This is a genomic window from Acinetobacter sp. AOR14_HL (assembly GCF_027855175.1).
Lineage (GTDB): Bacteria > Pseudomonadota > Gammaproteobacteria > Pseudomonadales > Moraxellaceae > Acinetobacter > Acinetobacter calcoaceticus.
Map to the genome: position 1 here is coordinate 1 of NZ_JAKTII010000004.1, position 26,381 is coordinate 26,381.

Annotated in this window: 28 protein-coding genes; 17 read left to right on the forward strand and 11 right to left on the reverse strand. The window is 37.9% G+C overall.

Annotated elements, in window-relative coordinates:
- Positions 1–31: 31 nt before the first annotated feature.
- Together MKL38_RS04045 and MKL38_RS04050 are read right to left on the reverse strand one after the other, a co-directional pair.
- The gene (locus MKL38_RS04045) at positions 32–901 is read right to left on the reverse strand and encodes an IS3 family transposase (RefSeq protein WP_270902571.1); all 870 of its coding nucleotides are present in this window, start codon (positions 899–901) and stop codon (positions 32–34) included.
- Positions 902–906: 5 nt separating this feature from the next.
- Entirely contained in the window at positions 907–1,416 is a 510-nt protein-coding gene (locus MKL38_RS04050) for a helix-turn-helix domain-containing protein (RefSeq protein WP_270902241.1), read from the reverse strand.
- Between the two features lie 440 nt (positions 1,417–1,856).
- Here MKL38_RS04050 and MKL38_RS04055 point away from each other — a divergent pair, with 440 nt between their 5' ends.
- Positions 1,857–2,411 (forward strand): TetR/AcrR family transcriptional regulator, encoded by a 555-nt coding sequence (locus tag MKL38_RS04055; RefSeq protein WP_270902592.1) that lies wholly within the window; start codon positions 1,857–1,859, stop codon positions 2,409–2,411.
- 50 nt (positions 2,412–2,461) lie between these two features.
- Here the strand turns inward: MKL38_RS04055 and MKL38_RS04060 are convergent, their stop codons facing one another.
- The 4 genes from MKL38_RS04060 to MKL38_RS04075 all read right to left on the reverse strand — a co-directional run bounded on the left by MKL38_RS04060 (position 2,462) and on the right by MKL38_RS04075 (position 7,101).
- The gene (locus MKL38_RS04060; protein ID WP_270902593.1) at positions 2,462–4,060 is read right to left on the reverse strand and encodes a bifunctional aspartate transaminase/aspartate 4-decarboxylase; all 1,599 of its coding nucleotides are present in this window, start codon (positions 4,058–4,060) and stop codon (positions 2,462–2,464) included.
- Between the two features lie 56 nt (positions 4,061–4,116).
- The gene (gene aspT / locus MKL38_RS04065; protein WP_270902594.1) at positions 4,117–5,802 is read right to left on the reverse strand and encodes an aspartate-alanine antiporter; all 1,686 of its coding nucleotides are present in this window, start codon (positions 5,800–5,802) and stop codon (positions 4,117–4,119) included.
- A 580-nt stretch (positions 5,803–6,382) separates the two neighbouring features.
- The gene (locus tag MKL38_RS04070) at positions 6,383–6,793 is read right to left on the reverse strand and encodes a tautomerase family protein (protein ID WP_270902595.1); all 411 of its coding nucleotides are present in this window, start codon (positions 6,791–6,793) and stop codon (positions 6,383–6,385) included.
- Complete coding sequence (locus MKL38_RS04075; protein WP_092706670.1) at positions 6,784–7,101, reverse strand: carboxymuconolactone decarboxylase family protein; 318 nt, start codon at positions 7,099–7,101, stop codon at positions 6,784–6,786. The genes MKL38_RS04070 and MKL38_RS04075 overlap by 10 nt, the downstream gene beginning before the upstream one ends.
- 93 nt (positions 7,102–7,194) lie before the next feature.
- Between MKL38_RS04075 and MKL38_RS04080 the strand changes: the two genes are divergently transcribed.
- The 5 genes from MKL38_RS04080 to MKL38_RS04100 all read left to right on the forward strand — a co-directional run bounded on the left by MKL38_RS04080 (position 7,195) and on the right by MKL38_RS04100 (position 12,144).
- A complete protein-coding gene (locus MKL38_RS04080; protein WP_270902596.1) occupies positions 7,195–8,079 on the forward strand; it encodes a LysR substrate-binding domain-containing protein in 885 nt (294 codons plus the stop codon).
- A 278-nt stretch (positions 8,080–8,357) separates the two neighbouring features.
- Positions 8,358–8,966 carry a paraquat-inducible protein A gene (locus MKL38_RS04085; protein ID WP_045430345.1) on the forward strand — a complete coding sequence of 203 codons (609 nt, stop codon included), beginning with the start codon at positions 8,358–8,360 and terminating at the stop codon, positions 8,964–8,966.
- A complete protein-coding gene (locus MKL38_RS04090) occupies positions 8,963–9,772 on the forward strand; it encodes a paraquat-inducible protein A (protein WP_045430348.1) in 810 nt (269 codons plus the stop codon). The genes MKL38_RS04085 and MKL38_RS04090 overlap by 4 nt, the downstream gene beginning before the upstream one ends.
- A gap of 7 nt (positions 9,773–9,779) precedes the next feature.
- On the forward strand, positions 9,780–11,447 hold the full coding sequence (locus tag MKL38_RS04095) for a PqiB family protein (protein WP_151743223.1): 1,668 nt from the start codon (positions 9,780–9,782) through the stop codon (positions 11,445–11,447).
- Positions 11,437–12,144: a PqiC family protein gene (locus MKL38_RS04100; protein WP_045125716.1), complete on the forward strand. Its 708-nt coding sequence runs from the start codon at positions 11,437–11,439 to the stop codon at positions 12,142–12,144. The genes MKL38_RS04095 and MKL38_RS04100 overlap by 11 nt, the downstream gene beginning before the upstream one ends.
- A gap of 59 nt (positions 12,145–12,203) precedes the next feature.
- Here the strand turns inward: MKL38_RS04100 and uraH are convergent, their stop codons facing one another.
- Both uraH and MKL38_RS04110 read right to left on the reverse strand, forming a co-directional pair.
- Positions 12,204–12,605 carry a hydroxyisourate hydrolase gene (gene uraH / locus MKL38_RS04105; protein WP_270902597.1) on the reverse strand — a complete coding sequence of 134 codons (402 nt, stop codon included), beginning with the start codon at positions 12,603–12,605 and terminating at the stop codon, positions 12,204–12,206.
- Between the two features lie 10 nt (positions 12,606–12,615).
- Complete coding sequence (locus tag MKL38_RS04110; protein WP_270902718.1) at positions 12,616–13,083, reverse strand: GlcG/HbpS family heme-binding protein; 468 nt, start codon at positions 13,081–13,083, stop codon at positions 12,616–12,618.
- Between the two features lie 125 nt (positions 13,084–13,208).
- Here MKL38_RS04110 and MKL38_RS04115 point away from each other — a divergent pair, with 125 nt between their 5' ends.
- The 10 genes from MKL38_RS04115 (at position 13,209) to MKL38_RS04160 (ending at position 23,526) form a co-directional block, all read left to right on the forward strand.
- The gene (locus MKL38_RS04115; protein ID WP_270902598.1) at positions 13,209–13,880 is read left to right on the forward strand and encodes a heavy metal response regulator transcription factor; all 672 of its coding nucleotides are present in this window, start codon (positions 13,209–13,211) and stop codon (positions 13,878–13,880) included.
- Positions 13,877–15,280 carry a heavy metal sensor histidine kinase gene (locus MKL38_RS04120; protein ID WP_270902599.1) on the forward strand — a complete coding sequence of 468 codons (1,404 nt, stop codon included), beginning with the start codon at positions 13,877–13,879 and terminating at the stop codon, positions 15,278–15,280. The genes MKL38_RS04115 and MKL38_RS04120 overlap by 4 nt, the downstream gene beginning before the upstream one ends.
- Before the next feature lie 96 nt (positions 15,281–15,376).
- A complete protein-coding gene (locus MKL38_RS04125) occupies positions 15,377–15,940 on the forward strand; it encodes a lipocalin family protein (RefSeq protein WP_270902600.1) in 564 nt (187 codons plus the stop codon).
- Positions 15,941–16,060: 120 nt separating this feature from the next.
- Positions 16,061–17,032 carry an acyl-CoA desaturase gene (locus MKL38_RS04130; protein WP_270902601.1) on the forward strand — a complete coding sequence of 324 codons (972 nt, stop codon included), beginning with the start codon at positions 16,061–16,063 and terminating at the stop codon, positions 17,030–17,032.
- Positions 17,029–18,291, forward strand: a complete 1,263-nt coding sequence (locus tag MKL38_RS04135) for an NAD(P)/FAD-dependent oxidoreductase (protein ID WP_270902602.1) — start codon at positions 17,029–17,031, stop codon at positions 18,289–18,291. The genes MKL38_RS04130 and MKL38_RS04135 overlap by 4 nt, the downstream gene beginning before the upstream one ends.
- Positions 18,292–18,313: 22 nt before the next feature.
- Entirely contained in the window at positions 18,314–19,105 is a 792-nt protein-coding gene (locus tag MKL38_RS04140) for a DUF1365 domain-containing protein (RefSeq protein ID WP_270902603.1), read from the forward strand.
- Positions 19,102–20,301 (forward strand): SAM-dependent methyltransferase, encoded by a 1,200-nt coding sequence (locus MKL38_RS04145; RefSeq protein WP_270902604.1) that lies wholly within the window; start codon positions 19,102–19,104, stop codon positions 20,299–20,301. The genes MKL38_RS04140 and MKL38_RS04145 overlap by 4 nt, the downstream gene beginning before the upstream one ends.
- A gap of 29 nt (positions 20,302–20,330) precedes the next feature.
- Positions 20,331–21,110 carry a DUF1295 domain-containing protein gene (locus MKL38_RS04150; protein WP_270902605.1) on the forward strand — a complete coding sequence of 260 codons (780 nt, stop codon included), beginning with the start codon at positions 20,331–20,333 and terminating at the stop codon, positions 21,108–21,110.
- Positions 21,111–21,118: 8 nt separating this feature from the next.
- Entirely contained in the window at positions 21,119–22,168 is a 1,050-nt protein-coding gene (locus MKL38_RS04155) for an SAM-dependent methyltransferase (protein ID WP_270902606.1), read from the forward strand.
- 29 nt (positions 22,169–22,197) lie between these two features.
- Positions 22,198–23,526 carry a sensor histidine kinase gene (locus tag MKL38_RS04160; RefSeq protein WP_270902607.1) on the forward strand — a complete coding sequence of 443 codons (1,329 nt, stop codon included), beginning with the start codon at positions 22,198–22,200 and terminating at the stop codon, positions 23,524–23,526.
- Here MKL38_RS04160 and MKL38_RS04165 read toward each other — a convergent pair.
- From MKL38_RS04165 to MKL38_RS04175, 3 genes are read right to left on the reverse strand one after another with little or no spacing between them, the layout of a single operon-like run.
- Positions 23,523–24,218 carry a response regulator transcription factor gene (locus MKL38_RS04165; RefSeq protein WP_270902608.1) on the reverse strand — a complete coding sequence of 232 codons (696 nt, stop codon included), beginning with the start codon at positions 24,216–24,218 and terminating at the stop codon, positions 23,523–23,525. The genes MKL38_RS04160 and MKL38_RS04165 overlap by 4 nt on opposite strands.
- A gap of 17 nt (positions 24,219–24,235) precedes the next feature.
- Positions 24,236–24,730 (reverse strand): chalcone isomerase family protein, encoded by a 495-nt coding sequence (locus tag MKL38_RS04170; RefSeq protein WP_270902609.1) that lies wholly within the window; start codon positions 24,728–24,730, stop codon positions 24,236–24,238.
- A complete protein-coding gene (locus tag MKL38_RS04175; protein ID WP_270902610.1) occupies positions 24,697–25,269 on the reverse strand; it encodes a nuclear transport factor 2 family protein in 573 nt (190 codons plus the stop codon). The genes MKL38_RS04170 and MKL38_RS04175 overlap by 34 nt, the downstream gene beginning before the upstream one ends.
- A gap of 249 nt (positions 25,270–25,518) precedes the next feature.
- On the opposite strand from MKL38_RS04175, the gene MKL38_RS04180 reads away from it, so the two are divergent.
- Complete coding sequence (locus MKL38_RS04180; RefSeq protein WP_270902611.1) at positions 25,519–26,262, forward strand: aspartate/glutamate racemase family protein; 744 nt, start codon at positions 25,519–25,521, stop codon at positions 26,260–26,262.
- Positions 26,263–26,381 lie beyond the last annotated feature (119 nt).

The window sequence follows — 26,381 nt, forward strand, 5'->3', positions numbered from 1 at the left end:
ATAATCTGACCCCATAAAGTTGGACAGCTAATTAAGCAGTTTTTAAAAACTGATTTCTATATTGTACAGGGGATAAACCTTGTAACTTCACCTTGATTCTCTCATGATTATAATAATGAATGTACTCTTGTATGGTTTTCTCTAATTCATCAATTGATTGAAATTTTTCACCATGAAAGCACTCCGATTTTAATATTCCGAAGAAGCTTTCTATTACAGCATTATCCAAACAATTTCCCTTACGAGACATACTTTGAATTAAACCCTGTTGTTTTAATTGCTGTTGGTAATGAGCCATTTGATATTGCCATCCTTGATCGGAATGGAGAATTGGTTTTTCATGTCGTTTAAGTTTAGCCAAAGCATGAATGAGCATATCTTTTACTAACTCATAATTGAGTTTGCGTTGGATTCGGAATGTAATAATTTCCCCATTAAATAAATCTATAATCGGGGATAGGTAAAGTTTTTCACCGTTCACATTAAATTCCGTTACATCAGTTGCCCATTTCTGATTTGGTCGATTTGCTTTAAATTGCCGTTGTAAAACGTTATCAGCCACTATCCCGACACAACCACTTTTATATGAGCGATATTTTAGTGCTCTGATACGTGATTTAAGTCCCATAGTTTTCATGAGTCGATATACACATTTATGGTTAATCATTATTCCTGTACTTTTCAGAGCAAGAGTAATTCTACGATAGCCATAGCATCCCTTATGCTTATGGTATATGGACTTAATCTGCTGTTTTAACTCAGTATATTTATCATTAGAGCGTATAGCTTTCATGTGGTAGAAATAAGTACTACGGGCTATCTTGGCAATACTGAGTAAGAGCTTTAATGGATAAATTTGCCTTAATTCTGAAATAATTTGAACACTGTCTGCAGTACAAATTGAATTTAAGTACGTTGCTTCAGTTTTAAGGCTTTTAGCTTTTTTAAAAAAGCGACCTCTGCGCGTAAAGCTGTAAGCTCATCAATGAGCTCTTGCTGAGACTTGTCTTTATCATCTCTTGTTGGTTTCACTGTTTTAGTTTTATCTTGCTTAGTCATATTGGTATAAGTCCGTTTAGTATTAAACCCAGCAATCCCTTCTTTATGATACAGAGCTAGCCATCTTCTTAAAATTGACGTCCCGCTCAGATTTAACCGTCTTCTTACTTCTCTTACGGGTATCTTATCAAGAAGCATTTGTATTGCATTGATTTTAAATTCTGAAGAATAATAAGTTTTTTGAATTTTAATATTAAGCCCATCAGTACCATGTGCCTTATAGTTTTCAATCCATAACCGAATGGTTTGGAGATCTACATTAAACTCTTTGGAAAGAATTTTATAGCCTTTACTACCATCTAAATAAGCCTGAATTACTTTGAGTTTTAACTCTTTTGAATGCTTTGGAACTGGCATAGGTCACACCTTATAAGTTTAAAAAGTCTAACTTATGGGGTGCAGTTCAGGACGGGAGAGGGACACCCTCGGGTGTGCTGGCGTCTAACCAGTCTGTCAACCTTCTCTCGTTCTGCCACCATAATTATTTGACAGTAATTCGGTAGAACTTCTTTAGACATGAGGAGTCCTCTATGCATACTAATTTTTCTTATTCTTTGGCCTTTGCCAAGCTCTTTCTATCCATACCGCTCAACTGGTCTTTAAAACGGTTTAAACATTTATAGGTTTAACCTTTAGATCATTACGACTAAAAAATCATATCAACAATAAAGCTTGAGATAGGTTAGCGCATCCTTTGTGTGCAGCTTTCGCATGCCTGTTTTTAGCACTCATTTTAAGAGTAAAGGCCTTTCTATCTCTTTTATATACAACAAAAATTATCTTTGAGCAGAATGTTTATGCCAAATTTAGAAAATTCATTTAGAGCATTAAGAGTGCTCCACGCGGCAAGAGATCTATTTAATCAACATGGTTTTCATAATGTAGGTGTCGACCGAATTATTGCTGAAGCCAGAATTTCAAAATCCACTTTTTATAATGATTTTCACTCTAAAGAAAAGCTCATCGAGATGAGCCTAACTTTTCAAAAAGATGCATTAAAAGACGAGGTGTTTTCAATTATCCATTCATATCGTGAACTCATGTTGTTCGATAAGCTCAAGAAAATTTTCTATTTACATGCAGATTTAGAGGGCTTTTACCATTTGCCATTTAAAGCTATTTTTGAAATTGAAAAGCTTTATCCAACCGCCTATAAGGTTGTAATTGACTATCGAAATTGGCTAATTAATGAAATTTATAAACTACTTTTAACGTTAAAAGTTATGGCTTCAATTGAAGATGCGCACCTGTTTTTATTTGTGATTGATGGCGCTATGGTTCAGCTTTTAGGAGAAAATCAGATAGATGATCGAGATAGATTACTAAATTATTTTTTAACTATGGTGTCTTAGGTCTAGCTTATTAAAAGTGAGGCTGCTAGAGCCTCACTTTATATAGGTGCTTATTTGCGTTTTTTAGTTTTTAAATACTCTGCATAAGCTTCATCCGCAAAGCGTCTTAAAGAGTCACCAATAGCAGCATATTGATATTCATTTAGATTAGCTAATGATGCACGGGCAGAAGGGTGCTGGACACCGAAGCCAGAGCCCGGTAATAAAACCACACCTGTTTCATCAGCTACTCTAAATAATAGCTCAGTCGGATTTTTATTTTTCATTACCCAGTCCGCAAACTCATCTCCATAGAGAGTACGTGAGGTGTTTTCAAGGTTGACTAGAGTGTAGTAGTCCACGGCATTTGGATCGGTTGGAACATCGACGCCAAGTTGTCGATAAAGTGCTGCGTCACGTTCACGAACAACAGACTTGACCGCTTTTTTATAGCTTTGGCGTGAGTCCATCAGATTAAACAATGCAAATAAAACCATTTGAACTTGCTGTGGTGTAGACAGACCAGCAGTATGGTTTAAAGCAACATTACGGCTATCTGCAACTAAACGATCAATAAATTTAATGCTTGCAGGGTCAGTCGTTAAAGATGAATAGCGCTCTTCAAGTTCTTTCTTCTCTTTTTTCGATAAATTCGCAATTTGTTTATCAAGCACATTGTTATTTGAAAGTGCAATGACACCAAGTCGCCAACCGGTAGCACCGAAGTATTTAGAGAATGAGTAAACCAAAATTGTGTTATCTGGACAGATTGCGAAAAGCGATTTGAAGTTATCGGCAAAAGTACCGTAAACGTCATCTGTTAAAATAATCAGATCAGGGCGTTTTTTAACGATATCTTCCAAAATCGCAAGTCCTTCATCACTCATTTTTACAGATGGCGGATTACTTGGATTCACTAAAAAGAATGCTTTAATCGATGGATCTTCTAACTTTCTGAGTTCCGATTCTGGATATTGCCAACCGAGTTTAGGGTCGGCCTCAATGAGTACTTCTTCAAGTTGATAATCATTGAGTTTGGGAATTTCCAGATATGGCGTAAAAATTGGGCTACCAATTGCAATACGGTCACCGTTTTTAATAATTTTATTTTCTTTTAATGAGTTAAAGATATAGGCCATTGCTGCTGTTCCGCCTTCAACCGCAAACAAGTCTAAATCTTTTTTCTGCATGCCTTGTACGCCCATTTCTCGTAAGACGTACTCTTTAATAATCGTTTCACTCACTCTGAGCATACGATCTGGCACTGGATAGTTACACCCTAAAATGCCTTCAACCATTTCAAGCAGGAAAAGATCTGGGTCTAAGCCTAACTGATCTCGCACATAAGACACGGCTTTGCCTAAAAAGACGACGCCGGGTTTGTCACGGTTTTCCAAAATAAAATTATCAAATCGTGACTGGAGTCCAACGGGGCGAGGGAAGCCACCTAGACCTTCTGGCATGTAAGAAAATGAAAACTCAGATTCAGTCGCCGAAAACAAACCCAATTGAAAGAATGCTCTACGAGGAACGGTTGCGAGAAAGTTTGGATTACCTCGCCCAGCATTTAACATCATTCTGTCAGTTCTGCTTTGAGCTAATTCTATTAAATTATCTTTTAGTTCAAATGGGCTGAGTTTTGCATATTTAGAATAATCGACTTTCCCCATGGGACGTCTCCTTAATTATAGTGAGATGAATAAAATTTCTAATTCAATGTATAAAATCAGGCCAAGCCTATGATGAGTGGTCCGAGTAAGGTCAAGAACACATTTGCCAAGGCATAGGTGATTGCAAAAGGAACAGTCGGAATTGAGTTTCCTGCTTTGTCTAAGATTGCCCCAAATGCAGGGTTTGCACTGCGTGAACCAGATAGTGCACCTGCCATAACTGCAACGTTGTTATAGCGCAGAACATAACGTGCAAAGAGCATAGAAAGTAGGAGAGGAACCAGTGTTACGACAACTCCAATCATAAAGAGTGAAAGGCCACTTTCTTTAATGGTTTGAATGGCTTGTAAACCTGATTGTAAGCCGACGGCAGCAACGAATCCTGCTAGACCCAAATCTTTAAGAAGCTGTGAAGCCGCTAGAGGCATATTGCCATGTACCTGATTTCTGCTTCGTATCCAGCCAAAGAGAAGACCTGATAGTAAAGCTCCGCCACCCGCACCAAGCGTTAAGGGCACATCACCTAAACGAATCACGAAGAGACCAATCACTAAACCGACCACAAGGCCTGCACCATGAAAAATCCAGTCCGTTTTTAAGCTTTCAGGTAAGGCTTTACCGGCCTCTTTCACTAAACGTTCGAGATCGCTTTTTGTACCGTATACAGTGACCACATCACCTTGTCGTAAAAGAGTATCATCGCTTAACGGTTGTGATTCATCGTTATGTTTAATCGCAAGTACATAAATACCGTGCTTCAAATAAGCAGGCGTATTCGCCTTAATGTCTCCTAAGGTACGGTTGATGTATTTGGAATTTCTTAGGATGACATCGCTGGTATCCATAATCATTTCCATACCTTGCGATGACTGTAATTCGCTCCCGATTTGCTCGGCAACTGAAACCACATTGGCACGGCGCCCAACCAGTAATACGACATCATCAGTTTGTAAGGTTAGTTCGGGTGCAACATCAATAAACTGATCTTTACGTTTTAACCGTTCAATCGTAATACTCGGCTGTTTTGCTTCAATTTCCGCAATCGTGTGTCCATCGGCTTGTTTGACTTTATAAATACGGCCAACAATTTCCGGCATTGCAAGTTCCTGACCCGGTGCTAGCTCGAAAGCACCTTTGAGTCGTTCACTTTGAGCTTTTAAAGCATCGTCGTGGATTTCTTTACCCATAAATTTAGGCAAGATATTCACACAAACAATAATCGCTCCCAATGAACCAAAAATGTAGGTCACTGCATAGCCAATCGCGACATTTGCCTGAAGCCTCTGAATTTCAGCTAGTGGTAGATCGAGCCTAGAAATTGCATCTCCAGCAGTACCAATAATGGCAGATTGAGTCATGCCACCAGCAGCGAGACCCGCAGCCAAGCCTTTATCGAGGTGAAAAATTTTAGCCATCACTAAGACGGTGACTAAACCACAAACCGCCATGAATACTGCTAAAAGAATTTCTTTTATGGACTGTGGTCCCAGTGATTTAAAAAACTGAGGGCCACTTTCAAAGCCTACCGCGTAAATGAAGAGGGCAAATAAAATTGCTTTAACGCCGTTATCAACAGGTACGCCAATAAGACTTAAAACAACTGCGACGAGTAAGGAGCCTGCGACTCCGCCAAACTGAAATTTTCCAAATTGAAACTGTCCAATCCAGAAGCCTATTGCGAGTGATAAGAACAATAATATTTCGGGGCTGTGCTTTAAGACACTTTGTAACCATTCAATCATTTTGATCTCACTTTTATTATTAAATCTATCTTTAATATATAAATTTATTTATTTTTCATTTTTTAAAATACTATATGAAAATTACTTAAGCAAACCTTCAAGACTGGTGCTTTTCTTAAATTTAATTATAAAAATAATGTGCTTAAATTGCTTGGGATCCCATGTGTATCAGTAATTCTGAGTGATTAAATCAACTTTTGTTTTTTAATATAAAGTAAAATTTTATTACAATAATATAAAGAATGTCTTGTAATGAATAATGTTGATATTTTATTAATTTATTGATATTGAACAATTTATTATTTTTTTTGAATATAATTTTGATGATTGAGTCAAATTGAAAATTAATTTACTTAAAATAATTTTTTTGTTAATTGTGTCTCATAATTATGGTGGTGTTCTAATTGTTAATTATTTCTTTATAATGTTTTTTTATTTTAAATAAAATATGAAAAGAGGTTTTTGTCTTTGTGGATATTTAAGTTAATTAAATATTCTCTTTGTCATTAATATTATTAAAATTTTACATATAATGTGATAACCCTAAAAAATAAATAGTTAGGGTTATTTTATTTTGAAATTACGTTGTTGGAGCTATTGTTTTCAAATAAAGATCAGCGCGCTGTGCATGACCAAAACACCAATCTTCTGCACTATTTTGCACAATCACAAACATGACATCTTGTTCTGAAACATCAAAATTCTGTTTAAGCTGGGTTGTAACATGCAGCATTAAATCTGATTTTTGTTGCGCCGTTCGGGGCTTGCCTGAGGTGATATAAAGCAAGATGAACTTTTCAGTACGTGCGGTTTTAACCCAATAATCAGGGTCAACAAAAACCTGTTCTTGCGGTATTTGCTCAAAAATATGAAAACAATCATTTTTAGGCGTATCGAAATAGTTTTCCATACAAGTTTGCACAACTTTAGATATTTGCGCTTTTTCTAAATCGGTATATGGATAGCTGGTTGTAAAACGAATCATGGGCATGACCATATCTCCTCTGGCATATGTTCAAGTGCTGAAATAGCGGTGGGTAGTCCTGCATAGAAAGCAAGATGGGTAGTAACCTCAATAATTTGTTCCTTAGAGATCCCTTGGCTTAGGGCATTTTTGATATGCCATTCGAGCTGTGAATAGCGGCCCTGTAAAATAAGCGCCGAGATTGTAATGAAACAGCGTGTTTGAGTATCAAGGATTGGTCTTTGCCAGATATCTGCAAACAAATAATCTTTGCCGAGCTCATAAAGTTTGGGAGCGACACTTTCTAGATTGTTAATATCAATTTTTCTAAACATCTTAAAACTCTGCGTTGGGGGATGTTGTAGCGACTATGGCAGTTTGTTATATTTTTAAAAATCAAAACTTTTTGAACCTATAGTTCAGTTTTTATGAATGATTATGCCAAAGTACCCACGAACCTTGATTTAGATGCCTTACGGGCATTTGTAAAAGGTATAGAGCTAGGCAGTTTTTATTTGGCTGCTCAAAACTTATGTCGCTCTCCGGCTGCGATTAGTGCTCAATTAAAAAAATTAGAGCAGCAGACTGGCTGCCAATTATTAAGAAAAAACGGAAGATTGTTAGAGTTAACGCCGAGCGGTGAATTATTATTTAGTCATGCAAAAAGTGTGTTGGCAATGAATGATAGGGTACTTTTACAACTTCATCAGACTCAAGCGACAGGGGTTATTCGCTTTGGATTACAAGAAGATTTTGCTGAAGGCACGCTCCAACAATTAATTGCTCAGTTCATGTTGCAATATCCTAAAGTGCAGTTTCAAATTCAGGTCGATCGAAATCTTAATTTGTTAGAAAAAATACAAAAACAAGAGCTGGATTTGGCACTCATCTGGCAACAAGATGAAGCCCGTGAAAATTTTTATGAATTGCAGAATGTAGAAACAGAGTGGTTATTTTGTTCTCATCCACACATCCAGCAGATTATTGAAACTGGAACTTCGATTCCATTAGTTGTTTTACAGCAGCCTTGTATTCTAAGACAAATGGCAATTCAGGCGCTTGAAGAGAAGGGCTTGGAATGGCACATTGCCTATGAGTGCAATTCTGTTCAAGCTTTGTGGCCTGCGGTACGTGCAGGCATTGGAATCAGTTTAAGATCATTATTTCAAATACCTTCAGATATCAAGATCTTAAAAAGTGCTGAATTACCTCAACTTAAATCTTTATCGTTTGGGCTTTATTCTAGTTCAAAATTAGAATCTGGTTATATTGTTCAGCAATTTCAAAAATATATTGAACAGCATCTTCAATAATTTATCTGTCTAAAAATTTGAATTTAATTAGATAGTCTTTGGTTTAATTTGTATTTTCATTTAACTTGGTAGTAAAGAGATTCTCTATAAATTATTTTGGGTAGCAGTAAAATAATCAAAATTTTCATTTTTCTTCTATCTTTCTTAACTTGAATGTTGATATACCAATGCTATAAGTTAAATTTTTGGAATGATATTTGCGTGTTAGGAGTCATTGTTTTTAGGTAAAACAAGCTCGTTGAAGAATGTAATCAAACTATAAATTTCAGAGTATCACTATGAAGCTTAAAGAATTAGCAGGTTGTGAGGAGTGCGATACAGTCTATCGTAGAGCTCCGCTTGCTTATGGAAAAAGAGCTTATTGTGTTTGTTGTGGTGCAGAACTCTATCGGCACACCAAACCTTTTTCAACATTGTTAGCTTTGATTTTAACTGCCTTAATTGTATTTATTCTTGCCAATAGCTTTCCCATCGTAAAAATTGAATTACAAGGAAATACTTCCGAGACTACTTTACTGGGGGCAGTCTGGGTCATGTTTCACTTTGATCGGGCATTCGTTGGTGTACTTATTTTAATTACCACTTTTATTGTGCCGCTTTCCTATCTTTTATTACTTAGCTATGTGCTCGGTACAGTGAGTATATTGAAAAAGAGGCCAACGTTTTTGGTGATGGCCTTACGCACACTTTTCTTTATGAGAGTGTGGGGAATGGTTGAGGTGTTCTTAATCGGAATTTTGGTCACGCTTGTGAAGTTAATGGGAATGGTATTGGTGATTCCCGAAATTGCTTTATGGGCATTTGCGATCTTAAGTGTATTGTTGGTCTATATTACTTCCATAAAGGTAAGTGATATATGGAACGAAATTGATAGGTCACTGCCATGAAAACAATAAAAAATGTGACCTCAGAAAAAACCGTAAATACTGGCGTGAACTTAACTCAATATCCACGGGCTAAAGATCTCTCATTAATTGTGTGTCATTGCTGTGGTGTCGTAAATTCTTCTCAAAATGAAAAAAAACGACGAGATAAAAGCCATCAAGTTTTACGTTGTATTAGATGTAATAGCGTGCTGCATTCACGTAAACCAGCGAGTTTAAATCGAACCTTTGCCTTAGTAGTAGCTGCGACAATCCTCTATATTCCAGCCAATGTACTTCCCATGACGGTAACTGACTCACTTTTGGGCAGTCAGCAAGATACGATCATGAGTGGGGTAATTTACTTCTGGCAAAGTGGAGACTATCTGGTTTCAGTCGTTATTTTCATGGCCAGTATTTTTATTCCCATGTTGAAGCTGCTGATTTTGTATTTTTTATTATTTGCTGTATATCTACAGAAATCGGCAGGTTGGAAATTTTTACCTGAGCAATGCGTTAAATTATATCGAATTGTCGAGTTTATTGGGCGCTGGTCAATGATTGATGTTTTTGTGGTGGCACTTTTAACAGCCCTCATTCAGATTCAATCGCTTGCTACGATTTTAGCTGGGCCAGGTTCGATTGCTTTTGGTGCTGTTGTGGTGTTAACCATGTTCGCATCACTTAGTTTTGACCCACGTATTATTTGGGATAATTTTTATGCATCTCAAAATACAAATAAACCGTCTTCTGTTGCTTCTGAAAAAACAACGATTATTCAGGCAGAACATTCGCCTTTGAATAATGATTCTATTAATCCCAGTCAATAAAAGAACAATGAGTATGTCTGAAAATGAAATAACCACTGGTAACTCAGATCATCGCAATGCAGATGTTGAACTGGATAGCATGAATGATTTACCAGAGCCCCAAGAAAAGAAGAGTCGGTGGAAGCCTTTATTAATTTGGCTTATTCCATTGATCGCGCTTTTAATCGCGCTGTCATTAGCTGTAAAAGCGCTACTGTCTCATGGCCCTACAATTGATGTGTCTTTTAGAACTGCTGAAGGGTTAGTCGCTGGTAAAACAACAGTTCGCTATAAGCAGGTGGATATTGGTGTGGTGCGGCAGATTGATCTTTCAGATGATCGTTCACACGTTATTGCCAGAATTGATTTGCGTAAAGGTGCGAGTAACTTTGCAGCAAAAGATTCACGATTTTGGGTTGTGCGACCACGTATTGGGACGAGTGGGGTTTCAGGAATAGACACGTTATTGTCAGGTTCATATATTGAAGTGGATGGCGGAAAATCAGCAGAAGATAAGTTTGAATTTACTGGATTAGAAGTGCCGCCAGTCATATCTTCAGACGTTCCCGGAAAAGTATTTTTCTTAAATGCAGATGATCTTGGTTCGTTAGATATAGGTTCTCCGATTTATTATCGTCGAATTAATGTAGGGCAAATTACAGCCTATAAATTGTCCGATGATGGTAAAAATGTTGAACTACAAACGTTTATCCGTGCACCGTATGACAAGTTTGTAACCACCGATGCACGTTTTTGGCAGGCGAGTGGGATTGATGTGACCTTAAATGCTTCGGGCTTTAATTTAGATACTCAATCGCTGGCAAGTATTGTCGCAGGTGGTATTGCTTTTGGAATCCCTGAAAGCTCGCGTGCTACTACAGCGGCGAATCATAGTCGCTTTAATCTTTGGGATTCAAAAGGTGATGCATTAAAAGAGCCTGATGGGCAACCTCGTGGTGTGATTATGTATTTTGATCATTCATTACGTGGGCTTACAGTCGGTGCTCCAATTGATTTCATGGGTATTGAAATTGGTAATGTTAAATCAGTAAATGCCGAGTTTTATGACCACTATAAACAGATTCGTATGCGTGTTGAGGCAGTCATCTATCCTTCACGAGTTGAAAATGGTCAAGCACTTAACCCGAACAGTGAAATTTTTAAAGATTTTATTGAACATGGATGGCGTGCTCAAATGCGAACAGGGAACCTTCTTACTGGACAAAACTATATTGCTCTAGACAAGTTCCCTAAAGCCAAACCAGCCACATTACAGATTCTAGGTGACAACCGTGTGGTGATTCCAACTACGCCAACCGAACTGAGTGGCTTACAAGCACAAGTTTCTCAGATTGCAGATAAGTTAACGAAATTCCCGTTAGTTGAAATTGGGCAAGATGTGCGTAAAACGCTTAACAATATGAACACAGCGATTGAGTCTACCGACAAGCTGGTTAAACAGTTAGATGGCAAAGTTGCACCTGGTTTACAAGCAACTCTAGACGATGTTCGTAAAACTGTAAGGTCATCTGAGTCTATTTTGTCGAGCGATGCGCCGTTGCAACAAGACGTACGCAAAGCATTGCAGCAAATGACACGTGCCGCTGCCTCTTTACAGTTAATGTCAGACTATATTGAACAACACCCTGAATCAATTATTCGTGGTAAGACCCCAGAGGCCGATGATGAAAAATAAAAACAATCGATCTTTTCAACATTCTAAAGCAGCCAAATGGCTGCTTGGGAGTGGCTTGTTTTTAACGGCAGTTGCTATGACAGCATGTTCGAGTTCACCAACGCCAAACTACTATACGCTTACACCTAAAGTCACTCCGGTCACCAGTTCAACTGTGCAGGTGATTGAAGTGTTGCCAGTCGGGATTCCAGATCGATTAGACCGTGCGCCTTTAGTGCTACAAGACAGTAGTGGTAAGTCTACGGTGCTAAACAATGAGCGTTGGACATCGACCATGGGTACGCAATTACGCGATACCTTGTCTGCGGGTTTACAACAAAAGCTAGGGGCAATTGATAGTTATAGCAGTGGGCTTGCTGGAAACAATCAACCGTTATATCGAGTTTCTACAGACTTTTCTCATTTTGATATTGTAGATCACAGCAATATTAATATTGCTGTGTCTTGGGTGGTGAAGCGTCAAATACCGCCTACTCAATTAGAGTCAGCTAATGCAAAAGTAATCACTAATAGAGGATCTCAGTTAAATTGTCGAATTGCTTTTAAGCAGCCGATTGATCAAAAAGCTAAAAAAATGGAAGCAATTGTGAGTGCGTCAAGTGAGGCGATGACTCAAATTATTAATACGGTTTCTTCTTCAATTGTGGCGCTCGATTCAAACAAAAAATCGGTGATTAGTAATGGGGTTTGTTCGTAAACCAAATCGCTTTGAATTAACCCCTTTATTTGTGCAAAACAGATAAAGGGGTTTTTCTTTTAATTACCTCGATAGGTTGAATAGCCATAAGGGCTAAGCAGTAGAGGAATATGGTAGTGATTTACGCTTCCATCCACTTTAAAAATAACGGGTACTTCGGCAAAAAAAGTTTGTTGTTTATTCTTTTTGAACCAGTCTTCAGTTTTAAAGGTAACTTTATAAATACCTTGCTCTAATTTTTTATTTTCTGGATAAAGCGCAGTAATACGACCATTTGAATCGGTCACTTGCTGGTTGAGTTTAACCCACTGGTTATTTGTGTTTTTTTCTAAAACGACTTCAACCTGAGAAGAGGGCAACCCCGTTTCTAGATTTAACACATGCACACTTAGCGGATTAGTTTGTGCAAACGTAGCCGAAGCAACAAATAAAGAAGATAAAGCAATAAATGATTTAGTCATGGTGAACTCCTTATGAATGAAAAATGGTTTCAATGGCTTTGCTTGCACATTGATTGTCATTTTGTGCGCCGCCAGCACCTGCAACACCAATCGCTCCGATCACTTGGTTCTCAAAACGAACAGGTACGCCGCCACCTAACAAAAGTAAATTTGCTACCGTGGTTAAATTTTTTGCATCGGGGTTTTGATTACTGTTTTGGCTTAAAACCAAGGTCGATGTTTTGGTAGATAACGCGGTATAGGCCTTTTTTTCAGCAGCAATTAAATTATGTGGACCGACCAACTCATGCCGTTCGGCAGTTAAAGGGTTACCACCACGGTCAACAATAACCACTGCAATGTTTTGATTTAATTTTTTGCATGCCTCTTTCGCACTGTCCGCTAATAGGTGCGCAGTTTTAAGATCTAACGAATAGACTTGATTCAAAGCAGGGGGCTGTGCAAAAGTACTATTACCCAATAGCACGGCTGTTAGCATCAGCCAGTTCAATTTTTTCATAATGATTGCCTCTATGTCGCTTTGAAAATCTTAAACAAATTGAATAATTCCAAGCATGACAATCACATTACAAAGTTGTCATCTTTCAAATGAGTCTCTACAAAATGCGTATCCTTATTATTGAAGACGAGATCAAGATCGCCACTTATTTGGTCAAAGGATTAAAAGAATCTGGATATCAAGCAGAGTGCATTCATTTAGGGCTGCAAGGTTTGGAAATGCTAAAGAGAGATCAATATGACTTGCTTATTCTTGACGTCATGTTGCCTGACATAGAAGGCTGGAGCGTATTACAAGTATTACGTCAGTTCTCCAAAATCCCGGTTATTTTCTTAACGGCAAAAGATCAGGTGATAGATAGAGTCAAAGGGTTGGAGTTGGGTGCAGACGATTACTTGGCTAAACCATTTTCCTATATCGAACTGTTAGCCCGTATTAAAAGCCTGTTAAGAAGACAGCAATATCTGCAAGAAAATGAGCTGTCTATCAGTGATTTAAAAATGGATTTGGTCGGACATAAAGTATGGCGTAATGGCAACTTAATTGAACTGAGCAAAACCGAATTTAATTTGTTGCGTTATCTGTTGATCAATAAAGAGCAAATCGTGACGCGCAGACAAATTGGTTCAGAAGTTTGGAATATTAACTTTGATACCGATACCAACTTTATTGATGTCGCTGTACGCCGTTTACGAAGCAAAATTGATGAAGGGTATGAATTAAAGCTTATTCATACCATCCGTGGTTTGGGTTATAAAATTTCGGTTAGCTTATGAACTTTAAATTTCTGCGTTCTCTTGAAGTCCGTATTACATTACTGGTCACGCTCTGTTCTGCCTTAATTTTATGTTCAGTCGGCTTTATGACCTATTTAGGCATTAACCAAATTTTATTAAAGCAACAAGATAAAGCTTTAGCAGACAGAATTAACCGTTTGGAAATTTTGCTGCAAGATAGCGAAAATATAGAGCAAATTATTGCGCGTCCTAAGCTGTATCAAAACATGCTTGGCAACCAAGACAACTTGTTTCTGCTCATTCATAAAGACAAAGCTTTAATTAATATCAATCCGCTCCATATTCAGTTACCTGAGCTTGCACAGCGCAACAGTCTTCAATTTCAAGATTTAGCCAACAACCCATATCCAACGCGAATTGCTTGGAAAAGCATAAAAATTAATGACGAGCCTTATCTGCTCATTGCAGGTAAACAATGGTCGGAACGCATCAATATTCTTTTACCTTTTCAAGAAAGTCTCTTGATGTATGTGGTAGGAGGCGTGTTTGCGATCTTTGTGCTTTGCATTTTAGTGTGTCATTTAGGTTTAAAATCGCTACAACAGCTTCGCAAACAAACTCATTCTATTAACGTAAATCAGCTACAAAAACGATTAAATCTATCAAAGTTGCCTTTAGAAGTTGAGCTGCTTTCAAAAGATATTAACCACATGCTTGAACGTATCGAAAAGGGTTATACGCAGCTCAACCGTTTTTCTGAAGATATCGCACATGAGTTCCGCACACCTTTAAATAATCTGATTGGGCAAACCGAGATTGCTTTAACTGGCGAACGTTCGGTTGAACAATATGAAGATTTGCTGGTGTCTCATTTGGATGATTACCACAGATTAAAACGCATGATTGATAGCATGCTTTTTTTAGCAAGAGCCGATCAGAAAATGGTTCTTGTAAACAAACAAGAAATAAACGTCCAACATGTTATAGATAGGCTAGGCCAGATTTTTGAATATCAGGCCGAGGAACAAGAGTGTCATTTTAGTTTTAACTTAGAAGCCCAAAAGCTATTTGCAGATCCTGAGTTATTTCAAAGAGCCGTTTACAATCTCATTTTAAATGCGCTCGTACATGGTGGTGATAAGCGATCTATTTATATTGCCACTAAGCATAAGATGATTGAGCATACGCAATGGGTGAGCCTGACTGTGGTAACGGGAGGTGTTTCAATTGCTGACCATCAACTTGAGCATCTTTTTGAAAGATTTTACCAATGCCACTCAAGTCGAAGTGATGAGAACCAGACAGGTGGCTTAGGTCTATCGATTGTCGCTTCAATTATGGATCTACATCATGGCCTATATCGGGTTTATAACACGCTCGATGGCGTATGTTTTGAGCTTGATTTTCCAATTGCAGATGCCCCAAATAAATACAATTAAATCCTTATTAATGTTCTTTAATTTTTAAAGTTCACACTTTGTTCACAGCCCTCTGGCGTATGTTTAAACATATAAAATAAATAGAAGAGGGTAGTTATGAAATTATTATTTAAGTCACTTGTCATCAGCAGCAGTCTTGCAGCGGTTAGCTTAACGCTTCCTTTGAGTACTTACGCAGACACGACCACTAAACCTGTCGCTGTTGAATCTATTGATATTAATAAATACGCAGGTAAGTGGTATGAGATTGCGCATTTACCTATGTTTTTTCAGCGTAATTGTGTAGCCAATACAACTGCTAACTATTCCATTAACGCGGACAAAACCGTTGGTGTTTTAAATAGTTGTACCAACAAAGATGGCAAAATGATTTCATCTGAAGGTGTGGCCTATTCGCAAAATGAGGGCAACAGTAAATTAAAAGTGAGCTTTTTGCCTTCAGGCCTAAGATGGATTCCTTTTACAAAAGGCGATTATTGGGTTTTAAGAGTTGACCAAGATTATCAGGTCGCTTTAGTGGGTGGCCCAAGCCAGAAATATTTATGGATTCTTTCTCGTAGTCCTCAAATTGATGAAGCGACATATCAGTCTTATCTGCAAACCGCAAAAAGCTATGGCTACGATGTTTCTAAACTCGTTAAGACAACACAGTCTAAATAGTGACGTTGCTGGTTATGTAGATTCTTATATTTATCTCTTAATCGTGTGAACTTCACATAAAATTCATTGCGCATTTTCTAAATTAGAACCAAAAGAAATGCTTTAGATCAGGAAGAATCAATGTCTAAATTTTTTCTGCGCTGGATCGATAGCTGGTCAGATTCAGAAAATGCGCAAGTGGGTACTTCTAGCGAATATGCCATTGAAAAGAAAATTCAATGGTTAAGAATAATTCCTTTTATTTTATTGCATATCGCTTGTTTAGCTGTGTTTTGGGTGGGCGTATCTTGGTTTGCAGTTGTCTTCATGCTGGGCTTTTATCTTCTTCGCATGTTTGCAATTACTGCTTTTTTTCACCGCTATCTTTCACATAAAACTTTTCAAACATCACGTATTGTCCAGTTCATTTTTATACTGATCGGAACCATGAGTGCACAGCGTGGACCGTTATGGTGGGCAGCACATCACCGTTATCATCATCACTTTACCGACACCGATCAGGACCCGCATTCAGCGAAAGCAGGTTTTTGGTATTCCCATGTAGGCTGGTTTTTGAATGAGCAGAATTTTGCTATTCGAAAAAAAGTGATTAAAGACTGGTTGAAATATCCTGAGCTGATTTGGCTTGACCGATTTAGTTTGCCTATTGTGATTTTTACAGCTTTGGCAATTTATGGTTTTGGTTCGTGGCTTGCGCAACATTTCCCTGAGTTGGGAACCAATGGTTTACAGCTTTTGGTGTGGGGATTTGTGATTTCTACCGTTCTATTAACGCATGCAACCTTATGTATTAATTCACTCGCGCATCGTTATGGTTCACGAGAGTTTAATACTCCAGATGACAGCCGTAATAACTTTTTACTTTCTTTAATTACCTTAGGTGAGGGATGGCACAACAACCATCACTTTTACGCGGGTAGTGTGCGTCAAGGTTTTTATTGGTGGCAGATTGATATCACCTTTTATGTGCTCAAACTGATGTCTTTATTTGGTTTGGTGTGGGGACTAAAGCCAGTACCAGCGAAGGTTTATCAATATAAAAAGATTAAAGATCTACCGATAGAAAAAATTGAAAATGGGGAAGTGTTATGAAAATTGCCATTGTGGGTTCGGGTATATCAGGACTTTATGCTGCATGGAAATTGTCAGAACAACATCAAGTTACCGTATATGAAAAAAATAACTATTTTGGTGGTCATACTGACACTCACGAGCTAGAGCTAGAAGGCACTAAAGTCGCGGTAGATAGTGGTTTTATTGTGTTTAATGACTACAACTATCCGTTATTTACCGACATGCTTAAAAAATTAGGTGTAGAAACTCAAAGCAGCGACATGAGTTTTTCGGTGAATAATCTGGTCAGTGGGCTTCAATATAACCCCTCAAAAAAATGGTCGCTCTTTGCCCGTCCGCAGAACTTTCTAAACCGTAAATTTCTACAAATGCTCTCAGATTTGCTGCGTTTTTATGATGATAATAAAAATATTGATGTAGCAGATTTTGACCCTAATTTATCGATTGAAGACTATTTAGACCTACACAAATATAGCCATGAGTTCCGTTATGAGCATCTTTATCCGATGTGCGGGGCATTATGGTCGGCTCCGGTTGAGCAGGTAGGGCAAATTCCATATCGATTTGTCGTGAGCTTTTTTCAGCATCACCGCATGCTACAGCTAAAAGAGCGGCCACAATGGCAAACAGTCAAACACGGTTCAGCAAGTTATATACATGCTATTCAACAAAACTGTCCATCCATTGAGTGGAAATTTGCAGAAGTAAAAGGTGTGAGCCGTTCACAAGAAACCGTGTTTATCGAAACGACTGAAGGGCAAGCCGAATATGACTGGGTAATTTTCGCAAGCCATGCGGACGATAGCCTAAGTTTAATTAAAGATGCTTCATCGCTTGAACGAGAAATACTAAGTCAATTTAGCTATCAAGATAATCACATGGTGGTTCACCGTGACACTTCAATTATGCCTAAAAGCCGTTTGCAGTGGGCAAGTTGGCATGTACATGTAACGCCAACATCGCAAGTTCAAAGTAATGAGTCCGACATACATTATGGTTTTACCTACTGGATGAATAATTTGCAGAATTTACCCTGCAATACTCAAGTTTTTTCTACTTTAAATCCGAATATGAAAATTAAAGCCGAAGACATCTTGGTTGAACGCCAATATCGTCATCCTGTATTTGATACAAAAGCGATTCAAACTCAATCTCGTTGGCAAGAAATTAACGGACAAAACAGAACTTCATTTTGTGGAGCGTATTGGGGCTGGGGTTTCCATGAGGATGGTGCCCGCAGTGCAGCACGTGTTGTAGAGCAAATTTTACACTTATAAAAATAGGTAAGGAGCTTTTCAAATGTTATTAAATAAACTTGCTATAGCTCCTACACTTATTCGTCACCGACGCTATAGCCCCAAACAGCATCAATTCACATCGACCTTAAATTACTTATGGTTCGATCCAGATCAATTAAATGAGATTGCAAAAGATTGCTCACTTTGGTCAACCAATCATTGGAATGTCTTAGAACTATCCAAAAATGATTTTTTAAATATGTATCAAGGGTCTATAAAGGAAAAAGTAGAAAAAGCGATACTGCAAAATAACAACTTACATATTAGACCAGACTGGCAAATCAGAGTATTGGCTTTACCTCGTTGTTTGGGTTTTCGGTTTAATTCGGTCGTCTTTTATTTTGTTTTAAATAAAGCCGGAAAACCGCTATTTATTCTTAGTGAAATCACCAATACCCCTTGGAATGAACGAAAAGTGTATATACACGACTGTATGAATCAACACTCTCATGTAGGTGGTTATGAAAGCTTTGATTTTAATTTTGAAAAATCATTTCATGTTTCACCCTTCATGCCCATGCAGTTGACTTACCGCTGGCGATTTAGTTTTTCAGACCAGAAAAATGTCATTCATATGCAGCTCTTTGAAGAACAAAAACAAGTGTTTGATGCAACTATGCGGTTTGAACTTGTGCCCATCACATTTCCTTCACAGCAGTATCGATATGCTCTTATGAACAGCTTGGCGCCTTTTAAAATGCTGTTTTCAATATATTTAGAGGCATTTAAGTTGTGGCGAAAAAAAGTTCCATTTTATCGTCATCCTAAAAAGATCAAGGTAGATAAGACATGATAAAAACATTTCTTTATGGTGAAGATGACTCACTACCGTTATTGCTCAAGAGTCTTCTCAAACTACGTCATGGACAGATCACTTTTCAGGGCGCGTGGAGTGGTACGGTGGGCGAGGTTTCAGACTTACATGCTGTGATTGAAGTTCGCAATCCTTTGCTGATGGATCTCATTTTAAAAAATGGTGTTTTAGGAGCAGCTGAAGGCTATATCCGTGGTGATTGGAGCAGCGAACAACTTGTAGAGTTGGTTCAGATATTGGCACGTAATCGAGATGTATTAGACCAGTTTAACCAGAATGTTATTGCACAGGCGAGCCAGTTTTTTCTGAAGGGTTGGTATAAAAATAGAAAAAATTCTATAAGCGGGAGCCGTAAAAATATTGCTGAGCACTATGACTTAAGTAATGACTTTTTTAAATTATTTTTAGATCCGTCGTTAATGTATTCGAGCGCCGTTTTTGAAAGTGAAAACATGTCACTCGAAGATGCATCTGATTTAAAAAAAGAGCTCATCTGTAAAAAGTTAGATTTAAAACCAATGGATCATTTGGTTGAAATTGGAAGCGGTTGGGGCGGTTTTGCAATTTATGCAGCCCAACATTATGGCTGTAGAGTGACCACCATTACCATTTCACAAGCTCAATACGATGAAGCCGTTACTCGTGTAAGTGAAGCTGGGTTGGCACATCGAATTGATGTGCAATTAAAAGACTACCGCTTGCTCGAAGGAAAGTTCGATAAGTTGGTTTCAATTGAAATGGTTGAGGCCGTAGGTGCGCAGTATTTATCAACATATTTTGATCAGTGCAAAGCGCTGTTAAAACCGAAAGGTTTGGCATTTATTCAAGCCATTACCATTGAAGATTTCCGTTATAAAAAAGCATTAAATACAGTCGATTATATTAAGCGTTATATTTTCCCTGGTAGCTTTATTCCTAGCGTGAGTGTATTGACTCAAACCGCCTCTGAAAGTGGTTTAAGGCTAAAGCATTTAAATGACATCGGTTTAAGTTATGCAAAAACAATTCATCACTGGCGAGCACGGTTTTTAATCGCACGAGAGGAAGTATTGGCTCTGGGGTTCGATGAAAACTTCATTCGCATGTGGGATTTCTATTTATGTTATTGCGAGGGTGGTTTTAAAGAAGGCGTGATAAGCAATGTTCACTTGTTGTTTGAAAGTACCAGTTACTAACTCAAACACATCAAGCAAGGAGACTGCTCATGTTTTGGAATTTACTGATTCTAGATTTAATGATCATGTTGCTGAGCTGGCTACTTGCCACAGCAAATGGTCGAGCTGGAATTGTAGATGCCGCATGGAGTTTCTGTCTGGCAGTAAACATTATTGTGTCTTCTTTACTCATTTCAGTTGCTCCAGTTGAAGTGCGACTTTTTGTCGGTATTTTTAGCGGCTTATGGTTTTTAAGATTATTTTGGCACCTGTTAAGACGTTATCAATCTGAACACAAAGAAGATGGTCGTTACGCGAACATGCGTAAGTCGATGGGTAAGTTCCAGCACTTTGGCTTTTTATTATTTTTTATTTTTCAAACGCTTTTGGTGCTTTTGTTCTTTTTTCCGATGTGGACGCTACTCAATGTAGAAGCAATTGAATGGAGTGGTGGATATAAAATCGCTTTAGTGATTGCTGCTGCCATCATGGTGATTGCCTTTATTGGAGAGCAGCTCGCTGATCAGCAGTTATACCGATTTAAATTAAATCCGGAACATCATGGCAAAACGATGGATCAGGGTTTATGGCGTTATTCACGTCACCCAAATTATTTTTTTGAATGGTTACACTGGTTTGCCTATCCAATCATTGGTTTAGCTGCGGGCCAATATTTATTGTGGATTTATCCGTTACTGATGTGGCTATTTTTATACTACGTCACGGGTATTCCATTTAGTGAAAAACAAGCAATTAAAAGCCGCGGCCAAAATTATCTTGATTATCAACAAAAAACATCAATGTTTATTCCGCGAAAACCCAAAAAATAGGTGCGCATATGGATTTTATTGTTCATCAGTCTTTAAAAATTGTTGAAAGTGGTGTGATTCCAGATCATGCAATTCGGGCAGCAATCCGTGCTTTAAGCAAAAAGCGTTTAATTCAAGAAGGCCGTTATGACCCTGAACAAGGGGCACAGCGCTATATGGATGTGCTTAATATGCTGAAACAGAGCGAAATCGCCGTTGAAACAGACAAAGCAAATGAGCAGCACTATGAATTGCCGACTGAGTTTTTTCAGGCAGTGCTTGGAAAAAGACTCAAATACAGTGCTTGCTATTTTCCTACTAAAACAACAACTTTAGATCAGGCAGAGGAGCTGGCACTTCAGCTTTACTGTGAAAGAGCACAACTTAAAAACGGCCAACATATTCTAGAGCTAGGCTGTGGATGGGGTTCTCTAACATTATGGATGGCAGAAAACTATCCGCGCTCACAGATTACTGCTGTTTCAAACTCTGCAACCCAGAAAAAGCATATTCTTGGACAAGCAAAGTTGAAGGGTTTGAACAATATTGAAGTGCTCACATGTGATGTGAATGTGCTGGAATTAGACCAAGATCAATTTGATCGGGTTGTATCGGTTGAAATGTTTGAACACGTTCGTAACTATCAACGTCTTTTTGAGAAAATTCAGGGATGGTTGAAGGCAGATGGGCTACTTTGGTGTCATATTTTTTGCCATCGCTTTTTACATTATCCTTTTGAAGTAAAATCAGATTATGATTGGATGTCCAAGTATTTCTTTACTGGCGGTTTAATGCCTGCGACGTCAACTTTTTTGCATTTTCAAGAGCATTTAGAGTTGGCTCAACAGTGGCAGTGGTCGGGTGAGCACTATATGAGAACCGCAAATGCTTGGCTTGATAATATGGATAATCAAGAAGTTGAATTGAAGCCTCTGTTTAAAAAAATCTATGGAAAAGATGCCAATATTTGGTGGCAACGCTGGCGTATTTTCTTCATGGCTTGTGCTGAGCTGTTTGGTTTTGAGCAAGGACAAGAATGGGTCATTGGTCACTTTTTATTTAGAAAGAGATCATTGTAATTTCTACAGCCTATCCTGGCGATAAAGATATGATAAGAATTCGACATGATGGCAAATCTAGTCATCCATTAGCCAAAATGTTCAATCGATATTATTGGTTGCAGATTGGTCTGATTGCATTATCGATCGTGGTCGGGTTGGCTTGTAGTGCATGGGTCATTAAAGGCTCTTTACTTAAAACCGCTTTAGAGCAGGAAATGGAGCATTACTGGTTACGCATAGAACGTGACCCAAATGCAGATTTACCGGATACGAAAAATTTATATGGATATCGTTGGAATACAGAGATTGCACCTCAACCATTTCGGGGTATGCGTTTAGAAAGTGGGGTGCACCGAGTATTCGTTGATGGTAAAGAGCGAATGACAGTTTATGGTGAGCATAATGGTCAACATGTTCTGTTGGTATTTGGCGAGAGCAATGTCAATAAGCTGATCTGGCTATTTGGACTGGCTCCGCTCATGTTTAGTTTGTCTGTGCTATATAGCTTCTTATGGTGGTCAAATCGAAAAGCCAGACGCTATTTTTCCCCAATTACACGTTTGGCAAATGCTTTAGAAAATATCGATTGGGCACATCAAGACACTCAAGCATCTCCTTTTAGAGATATTAATACCAATGGCAACATGGAAGCAGAATATCTCAAGCAAGCCTTGGAAAAATATCATCAAGTTTTAAGTGATTTTATTCGACGCGAAAGGGAATTTACGGGAGATGTGAGCCATGAGTTGCGTACTCCGCTAACCATTTTGAAAGGTAATGTGCAGCTTTGTCAGGCGAGATATGGAGATGATAAAGCCTTAGTTCGTCTTCATAATACGATTGAAGATATGCAGTTATTAGTTGATACCTTACTGGCGATTGCACGTAATACAGTAAAAAGCTTACCGTCTGAGAAGAATTTTTTATCTAGAATTGTGAAGGATTTAGTCGAAAGTTTACAAGCAGTGAGTGAGAGTAAGGGAATACATATTCATATTCAACCCGACCTTTCTGAACAGCCGCGCTGGTTATATCCTTCTATGACTAAAATGGTTTTAAGCAATATTTTACGTAATGCATTGAACTATTCTCAAGGCTCACAAATCGACATTATTCAACAAAAAAACAGCCTAATTATTGCTGATAATGGAATTGGAATTTCTCTACCTAATGATGTGAAAGTACAAGAGCTCAGTGACTCCCAACTTTCTTTAAAAGTTAAAGGCCACGGAATTGGTTTGCAATTGGTGCAAAAGCTTTGCAAACAACTAGGATGGCGAGTGGAGTTGTTTGATCGGCAGTACTATTTAGCTACTCATCCTGAGTTGGACTTAGAACAGGCAACAGGTTTAATTGTTGTGGTCTATTTGAGTTAACTTGCAGAACTTTCTAAAGCAATTTTTAAACCGACGCCTGCCACTGTATGTAATAGCTTAGGGTCAAAAGGTTTATCAACCATTTTTCTTAAATTATAGATATGACTACGTAACGCATCACTTTCAGGTTCTTCATCGCCCCATAACTCCATCATCAGTTCTTGTTTGGTCACCACTTTTGGAGACTGACGCATCAAAATTTTTAATAATTTAAATTGAATAGGCGGCAATTCGATATTATTTCCAGCACGAATAACTGTTTGGGTTGCGCTATCAAGAATTAAGTCATGAATTTGAATTTTATGGTGAGTGACTTCGCCAGCTGCTCTTTTAATTAATGCACGAATCCGCATGACTAATTCATTAAAATCAAAGGGTTTTACTAAATAATCATCTGTTCCAGCGGTAAAACCTTTAAGCTTGTCATCTAAAGTATCTCTTGCTGTCAGCATAAGGACAGGAATATCAACACCTTGTTGGGTGCGCAGCCAGTTGCATAGATCATAACCTGAGCCGTCGGGTAAGTTTATATCGAGCAGCAAAAGATGATAATGCTGCGATTTTAGAAAAGTCCGTGCAGCATCTAAATTACGCGCATGATCGATGACATAACCATGCACTTCAAGAAATTCGCAGACGGTTGCTGCAAGTTCAAAATGGTCCTCAACCATGAGGATAAAATGATTACCCATAAGATTTTATTAAGCCATTAATTTAATAATTGTTGTTTTAATTTAGCATTAAATGGTTCACTACCAAACCAGATTTTAAAATATTGATTTGCATTCGGATCGTTTAAAGAACCGAGTAGCTTCTGGTTTAATTTTAGTTCTAGTTTTTGATTTTCATGTTGGTAATACAAACTATATAAATCTCCATTTTTGATGGGTCTATAAAGTTCATTAATATGATTAAGCGGAGATTTTGCATCAAATCCACTAATATTCTTTTTCAAATAATGGGTTGCTGCACGTTTAAAAGCCCACTCGGGAATATCGCGGTTATAGCTAAAGTCCATTTTGATGCTTTGACTCTGCCAATTTTTTAAGCAATCTTCAGCAAAGTAACTGACATTTCCCACTTTCTTACTCGTTACCATCAAAGGTGCTGAACTACATTTTTTCAGTTCAGCCGCGTTAGCTTGAGATACGATCAAGATTCCCAGAAATATTAAGACTCGACTTTTTTGAACGGTAATATCCATTTATAGACTCCTCCAAAGATTGGTAAAGAACGGTAGAGACCATTCGCCGGATCCCAATAATCTTGCTGGAAAATAATTTTTTGCTGATCATTAATCTTAATTTGACTCATTCCATAAGAAGCCATGGTTTTTGAACGACCTAACATTTTAAAGTCATAGGTCATGTACCAATGGATATAGGCGGTATCTTGGTGATGAGTTGCACTAATCAGTTTTACTGTGACATTACTTACTCGAGCATTCATGCCTTCAAAATGTTTAATGAGATCTTTTTTTTGAGAGAACTGCGAGAGTGTGTCGTTAATATAAAGCTGATCGGCGTAGAGATTGCCAGCATTGCTTATAAAGGAAGGGGTACCCAGCGTATTAAAGGCAGCAACAAAACGATTGCCGATATCTAACGCCTGTTGGTCATTTAATTCTATTCCAGTAATTTTTTGTTCAGCTTTGCCATAGTCACTTGAGTAGCTAGGCACACTTTTACACGCTGTTAAACCTACCAAGGTAATCAGCCCTAGGGCTGTGGTTATAATTTTCATGTCTATATCCGAGCCAACTTTATAAGATTAAATTAAAGAGTTGGTCGTGAAGTTTGCGTGAATTCTTATGTTTTATGATTTGTGTTAAAAGACAGTTTTTTCTTTTTGAAAGGCCCTTTATTAGATCTATTTAAGTTAGAAGTTTCTCTGGGCTCCACAAATTTTAGTATTAAGAAAGCAATTTTATTCTAGCTGCACTTTACTCATAAGAGATATAGATTACATTTGAATAAATAGGAAGTTTAAATAATGAAAACAATCGGCTTATTAGGCGGAATGAGTTGGGAATCCACAGCGCTTTATTATCAACAAATTAATAAAATGGTTCACGGTAAATTAGGAAAATTGCATTCTGCTAAAGTAATTATTAATAGTGTTGATTTTGAAGAAATCGCAGCGTTGCAAGCGAAAGGGTTATGGCAAGAAGCTGGTGCATATTTAGCCGAGCAAGCGCTAAATTTAGAAAAAGCAGGGGCAGATTGTATTTTGGTGTGTACTAACACCATGCATAAAATTGCACCGCAGATTGAAGATGCTATTACGGTCCCTTTTATACACATTGCCGATGCGACAGCAAAAGAAATTGTGAGTCAAGACATTCGTAAAGTCGCCCTGTTGGGAACAGCTTTTACAATGGAGCAAGATTTTTATAAAGCTCGATTGCAGGATTATGGAATTGATATCATTATTCCAAATGAAGAAGATCGAAAGATAGTTCATAGCATCATTTATGAAGAACTTTGTTTAGGTGTAATCAACCCAGATTCTCAGCAAAAGTACATAGCTATTGTAGAGAGACTCATAGCTGAAGGTGCAGAAGGAATTATCTTGGGTTGTACCGAAATTTGTATGTTGATTGGTGAGCTTAAATTCTCGGTTCCTTTATTTGATACGACGACCATTCATGCAAAAGAGGCGGTGAGTTTTAGCTTAAACGAAAATACAAACTCTAAAAGCGCTAATCTACGCATGACTGCTGCGAATATTCTTTAGCAATATTTCGAATATCCTTTGTCATTAATCGTTAAGCCTGTGTCGTCAAATGTAAAGTGACCCATATCCTTCTTATTGTAGTTTTAGTTATTGCTTTTATAGGCACTTAATAAAAAACC

Bases quoted from the DNA above. Each gene is read 5' to 3' on its own strand.
- MKL38_RS04115 (WP_270902598.1), top strand. From the start codon at position 13,209: ATGCGTATCCTTATTATTGAAGACGAGATCAAGATCGCCACTTATTTG.
- MKL38_RS04075 (WP_092706670.1), bottom strand. From the start codon at position 7,101: ATGTTTAGAAAAATTGATATTAACAATCTAGAAAGTGTCGCTCCCAAA.
- MKL38_RS04070 (WP_270902595.1), bottom strand. From the start codon at position 6,793: ATGCCCATGATTCGTTTTACAACCAGCTATCCATATACCGATTTAGAA.
- MKL38_RS04130 (WP_270902601.1), top strand. From the start codon at position 16,061: ATGTCTAAATTTTTTCTGCGCTGGATCGATAGCTGGTCAGATTCAGAA.
- MKL38_RS04135 (WP_270902602.1), top strand. From the start codon at position 17,029: ATGAAAATTGCCATTGTGGGTTCGGGTATATCAGGACTTTATGCTGCA.
- MKL38_RS04100 (WP_045125716.1), top strand. From the start codon at position 11,437: ATGAAAAATAAAAACAATCGATCTTTTCAACATTCTAAAGCAGCCAAA.
- MKL38_RS04170 (WP_270902609.1), bottom strand. From the start codon at position 24,730: ATGGATATTACCGTTCAAAAAAGTCGAGTCTTAATATTTCTGGGAATC.
- MKL38_RS04175 (WP_270902610.1), bottom strand. From the start codon at position 25,269: ATGAAAATTATAACCACAGCCCTAGGGCTGATTACCTTGGTAGGTTTA.
- MKL38_RS04085 (WP_045430345.1), top strand. From the start codon at position 8,358: ATGAAGCTTAAAGAATTAGCAGGTTGTGAGGAGTGCGATACAGTCTAT.
- MKL38_RS04090 (WP_045430348.1), top strand. From the start codon at position 8,963: ATGAAAACAATAAAAAATGTGACCTCAGAAAAAACCGTAAATACTGGC.
- MKL38_RS04125 (WP_270902600.1), top strand. From the start codon at position 15,377: ATGAAATTATTATTTAAGTCACTTGTCATCAGCAGCAGTCTTGCAGCG.
- MKL38_RS04060 (WP_270902593.1), bottom strand. From the start codon at position 4,060: ATGGGGAAAGTCGATTATTCTAAATATGCAAAACTCAGCCCATTTGAA.
- MKL38_RS04055 (WP_270902592.1), top strand. From the start codon at position 1,857: ATGCCAAATTTAGAAAATTCATTTAGAGCATTAAGAGTGCTCCACGCG.
- MKL38_RS04050 (WP_270902241.1), bottom strand. From the start codon at position 1,416: ATGCCAGTTCCAAAGCATTCAAAAGAGTTAAAACTCAAAGTAATTCAG.
- MKL38_RS04155 (WP_270902606.1), top strand. From the start codon at position 21,119: ATGGATTTTATTGTTCATCAGTCTTTAAAAATTGTTGAAAGTGGTGTG.
- MKL38_RS04165 (WP_270902608.1), bottom strand. From the start codon at position 24,218: ATGGGTAATCATTTTATCCTCATGGTTGAGGACCATTTTGAACTTGCA.
- MKL38_RS04160 (WP_270902607.1), top strand. From the start codon at position 22,198: ATGATAAGAATTCGACATGATGGCAAATCTAGTCATCCATTAGCCAAA.
- MKL38_RS04095 (WP_151743223.1), top strand. From the start codon at position 9,780: ATGAGTATGTCTGAAAATGAAATAACCACTGGTAACTCAGATCATCGC.
- MKL38_RS04150 (WP_270902605.1), top strand. From the start codon at position 20,331: ATGTTTTGGAATTTACTGATTCTAGATTTAATGATCATGTTGCTGAGC.
- MKL38_RS04180 (WP_270902611.1), top strand. From the start codon at position 25,519: ATGAAAACAATCGGCTTATTAGGCGGAATGAGTTGGGAATCCACAGCG.
- aspT (WP_270902594.1), bottom strand. From the start codon at position 5,802: ATGATTGAATGGTTACAAAGTGTCTTAAAGCACAGCCCCGAAATATTA.
- MKL38_RS04140 (WP_270902603.1), top strand. From the start codon at position 18,314: ATGTTATTAAATAAACTTGCTATAGCTCCTACACTTATTCGTCACCGA.
- MKL38_RS04120 (WP_270902599.1), top strand. From the start codon at position 13,877: ATGAACTTTAAATTTCTGCGTTCTCTTGAAGTCCGTATTACATTACTG.
- MKL38_RS04110 (WP_270902718.1), bottom strand. From the start codon at position 13,083: ATGCTAACAGCCGTGCTATTGGGTAATAGTACTTTTGCACAGCCCCCT.
- uraH (WP_270902597.1), bottom strand. From the start codon at position 12,605: ATGACTAAATCATTTATTGCTTTATCTTCTTTATTTGTTGCTTCGGCT.
- MKL38_RS04080 (WP_270902596.1), top strand. From the start codon at position 7,195: ATGAATGATTATGCCAAAGTACCCACGAACCTTGATTTAGATGCCTTA.
- MKL38_RS04145 (WP_270902604.1), top strand. From the start codon at position 19,102: ATGATAAAAACATTTCTTTATGGTGAAGATGACTCACTACCGTTATTG.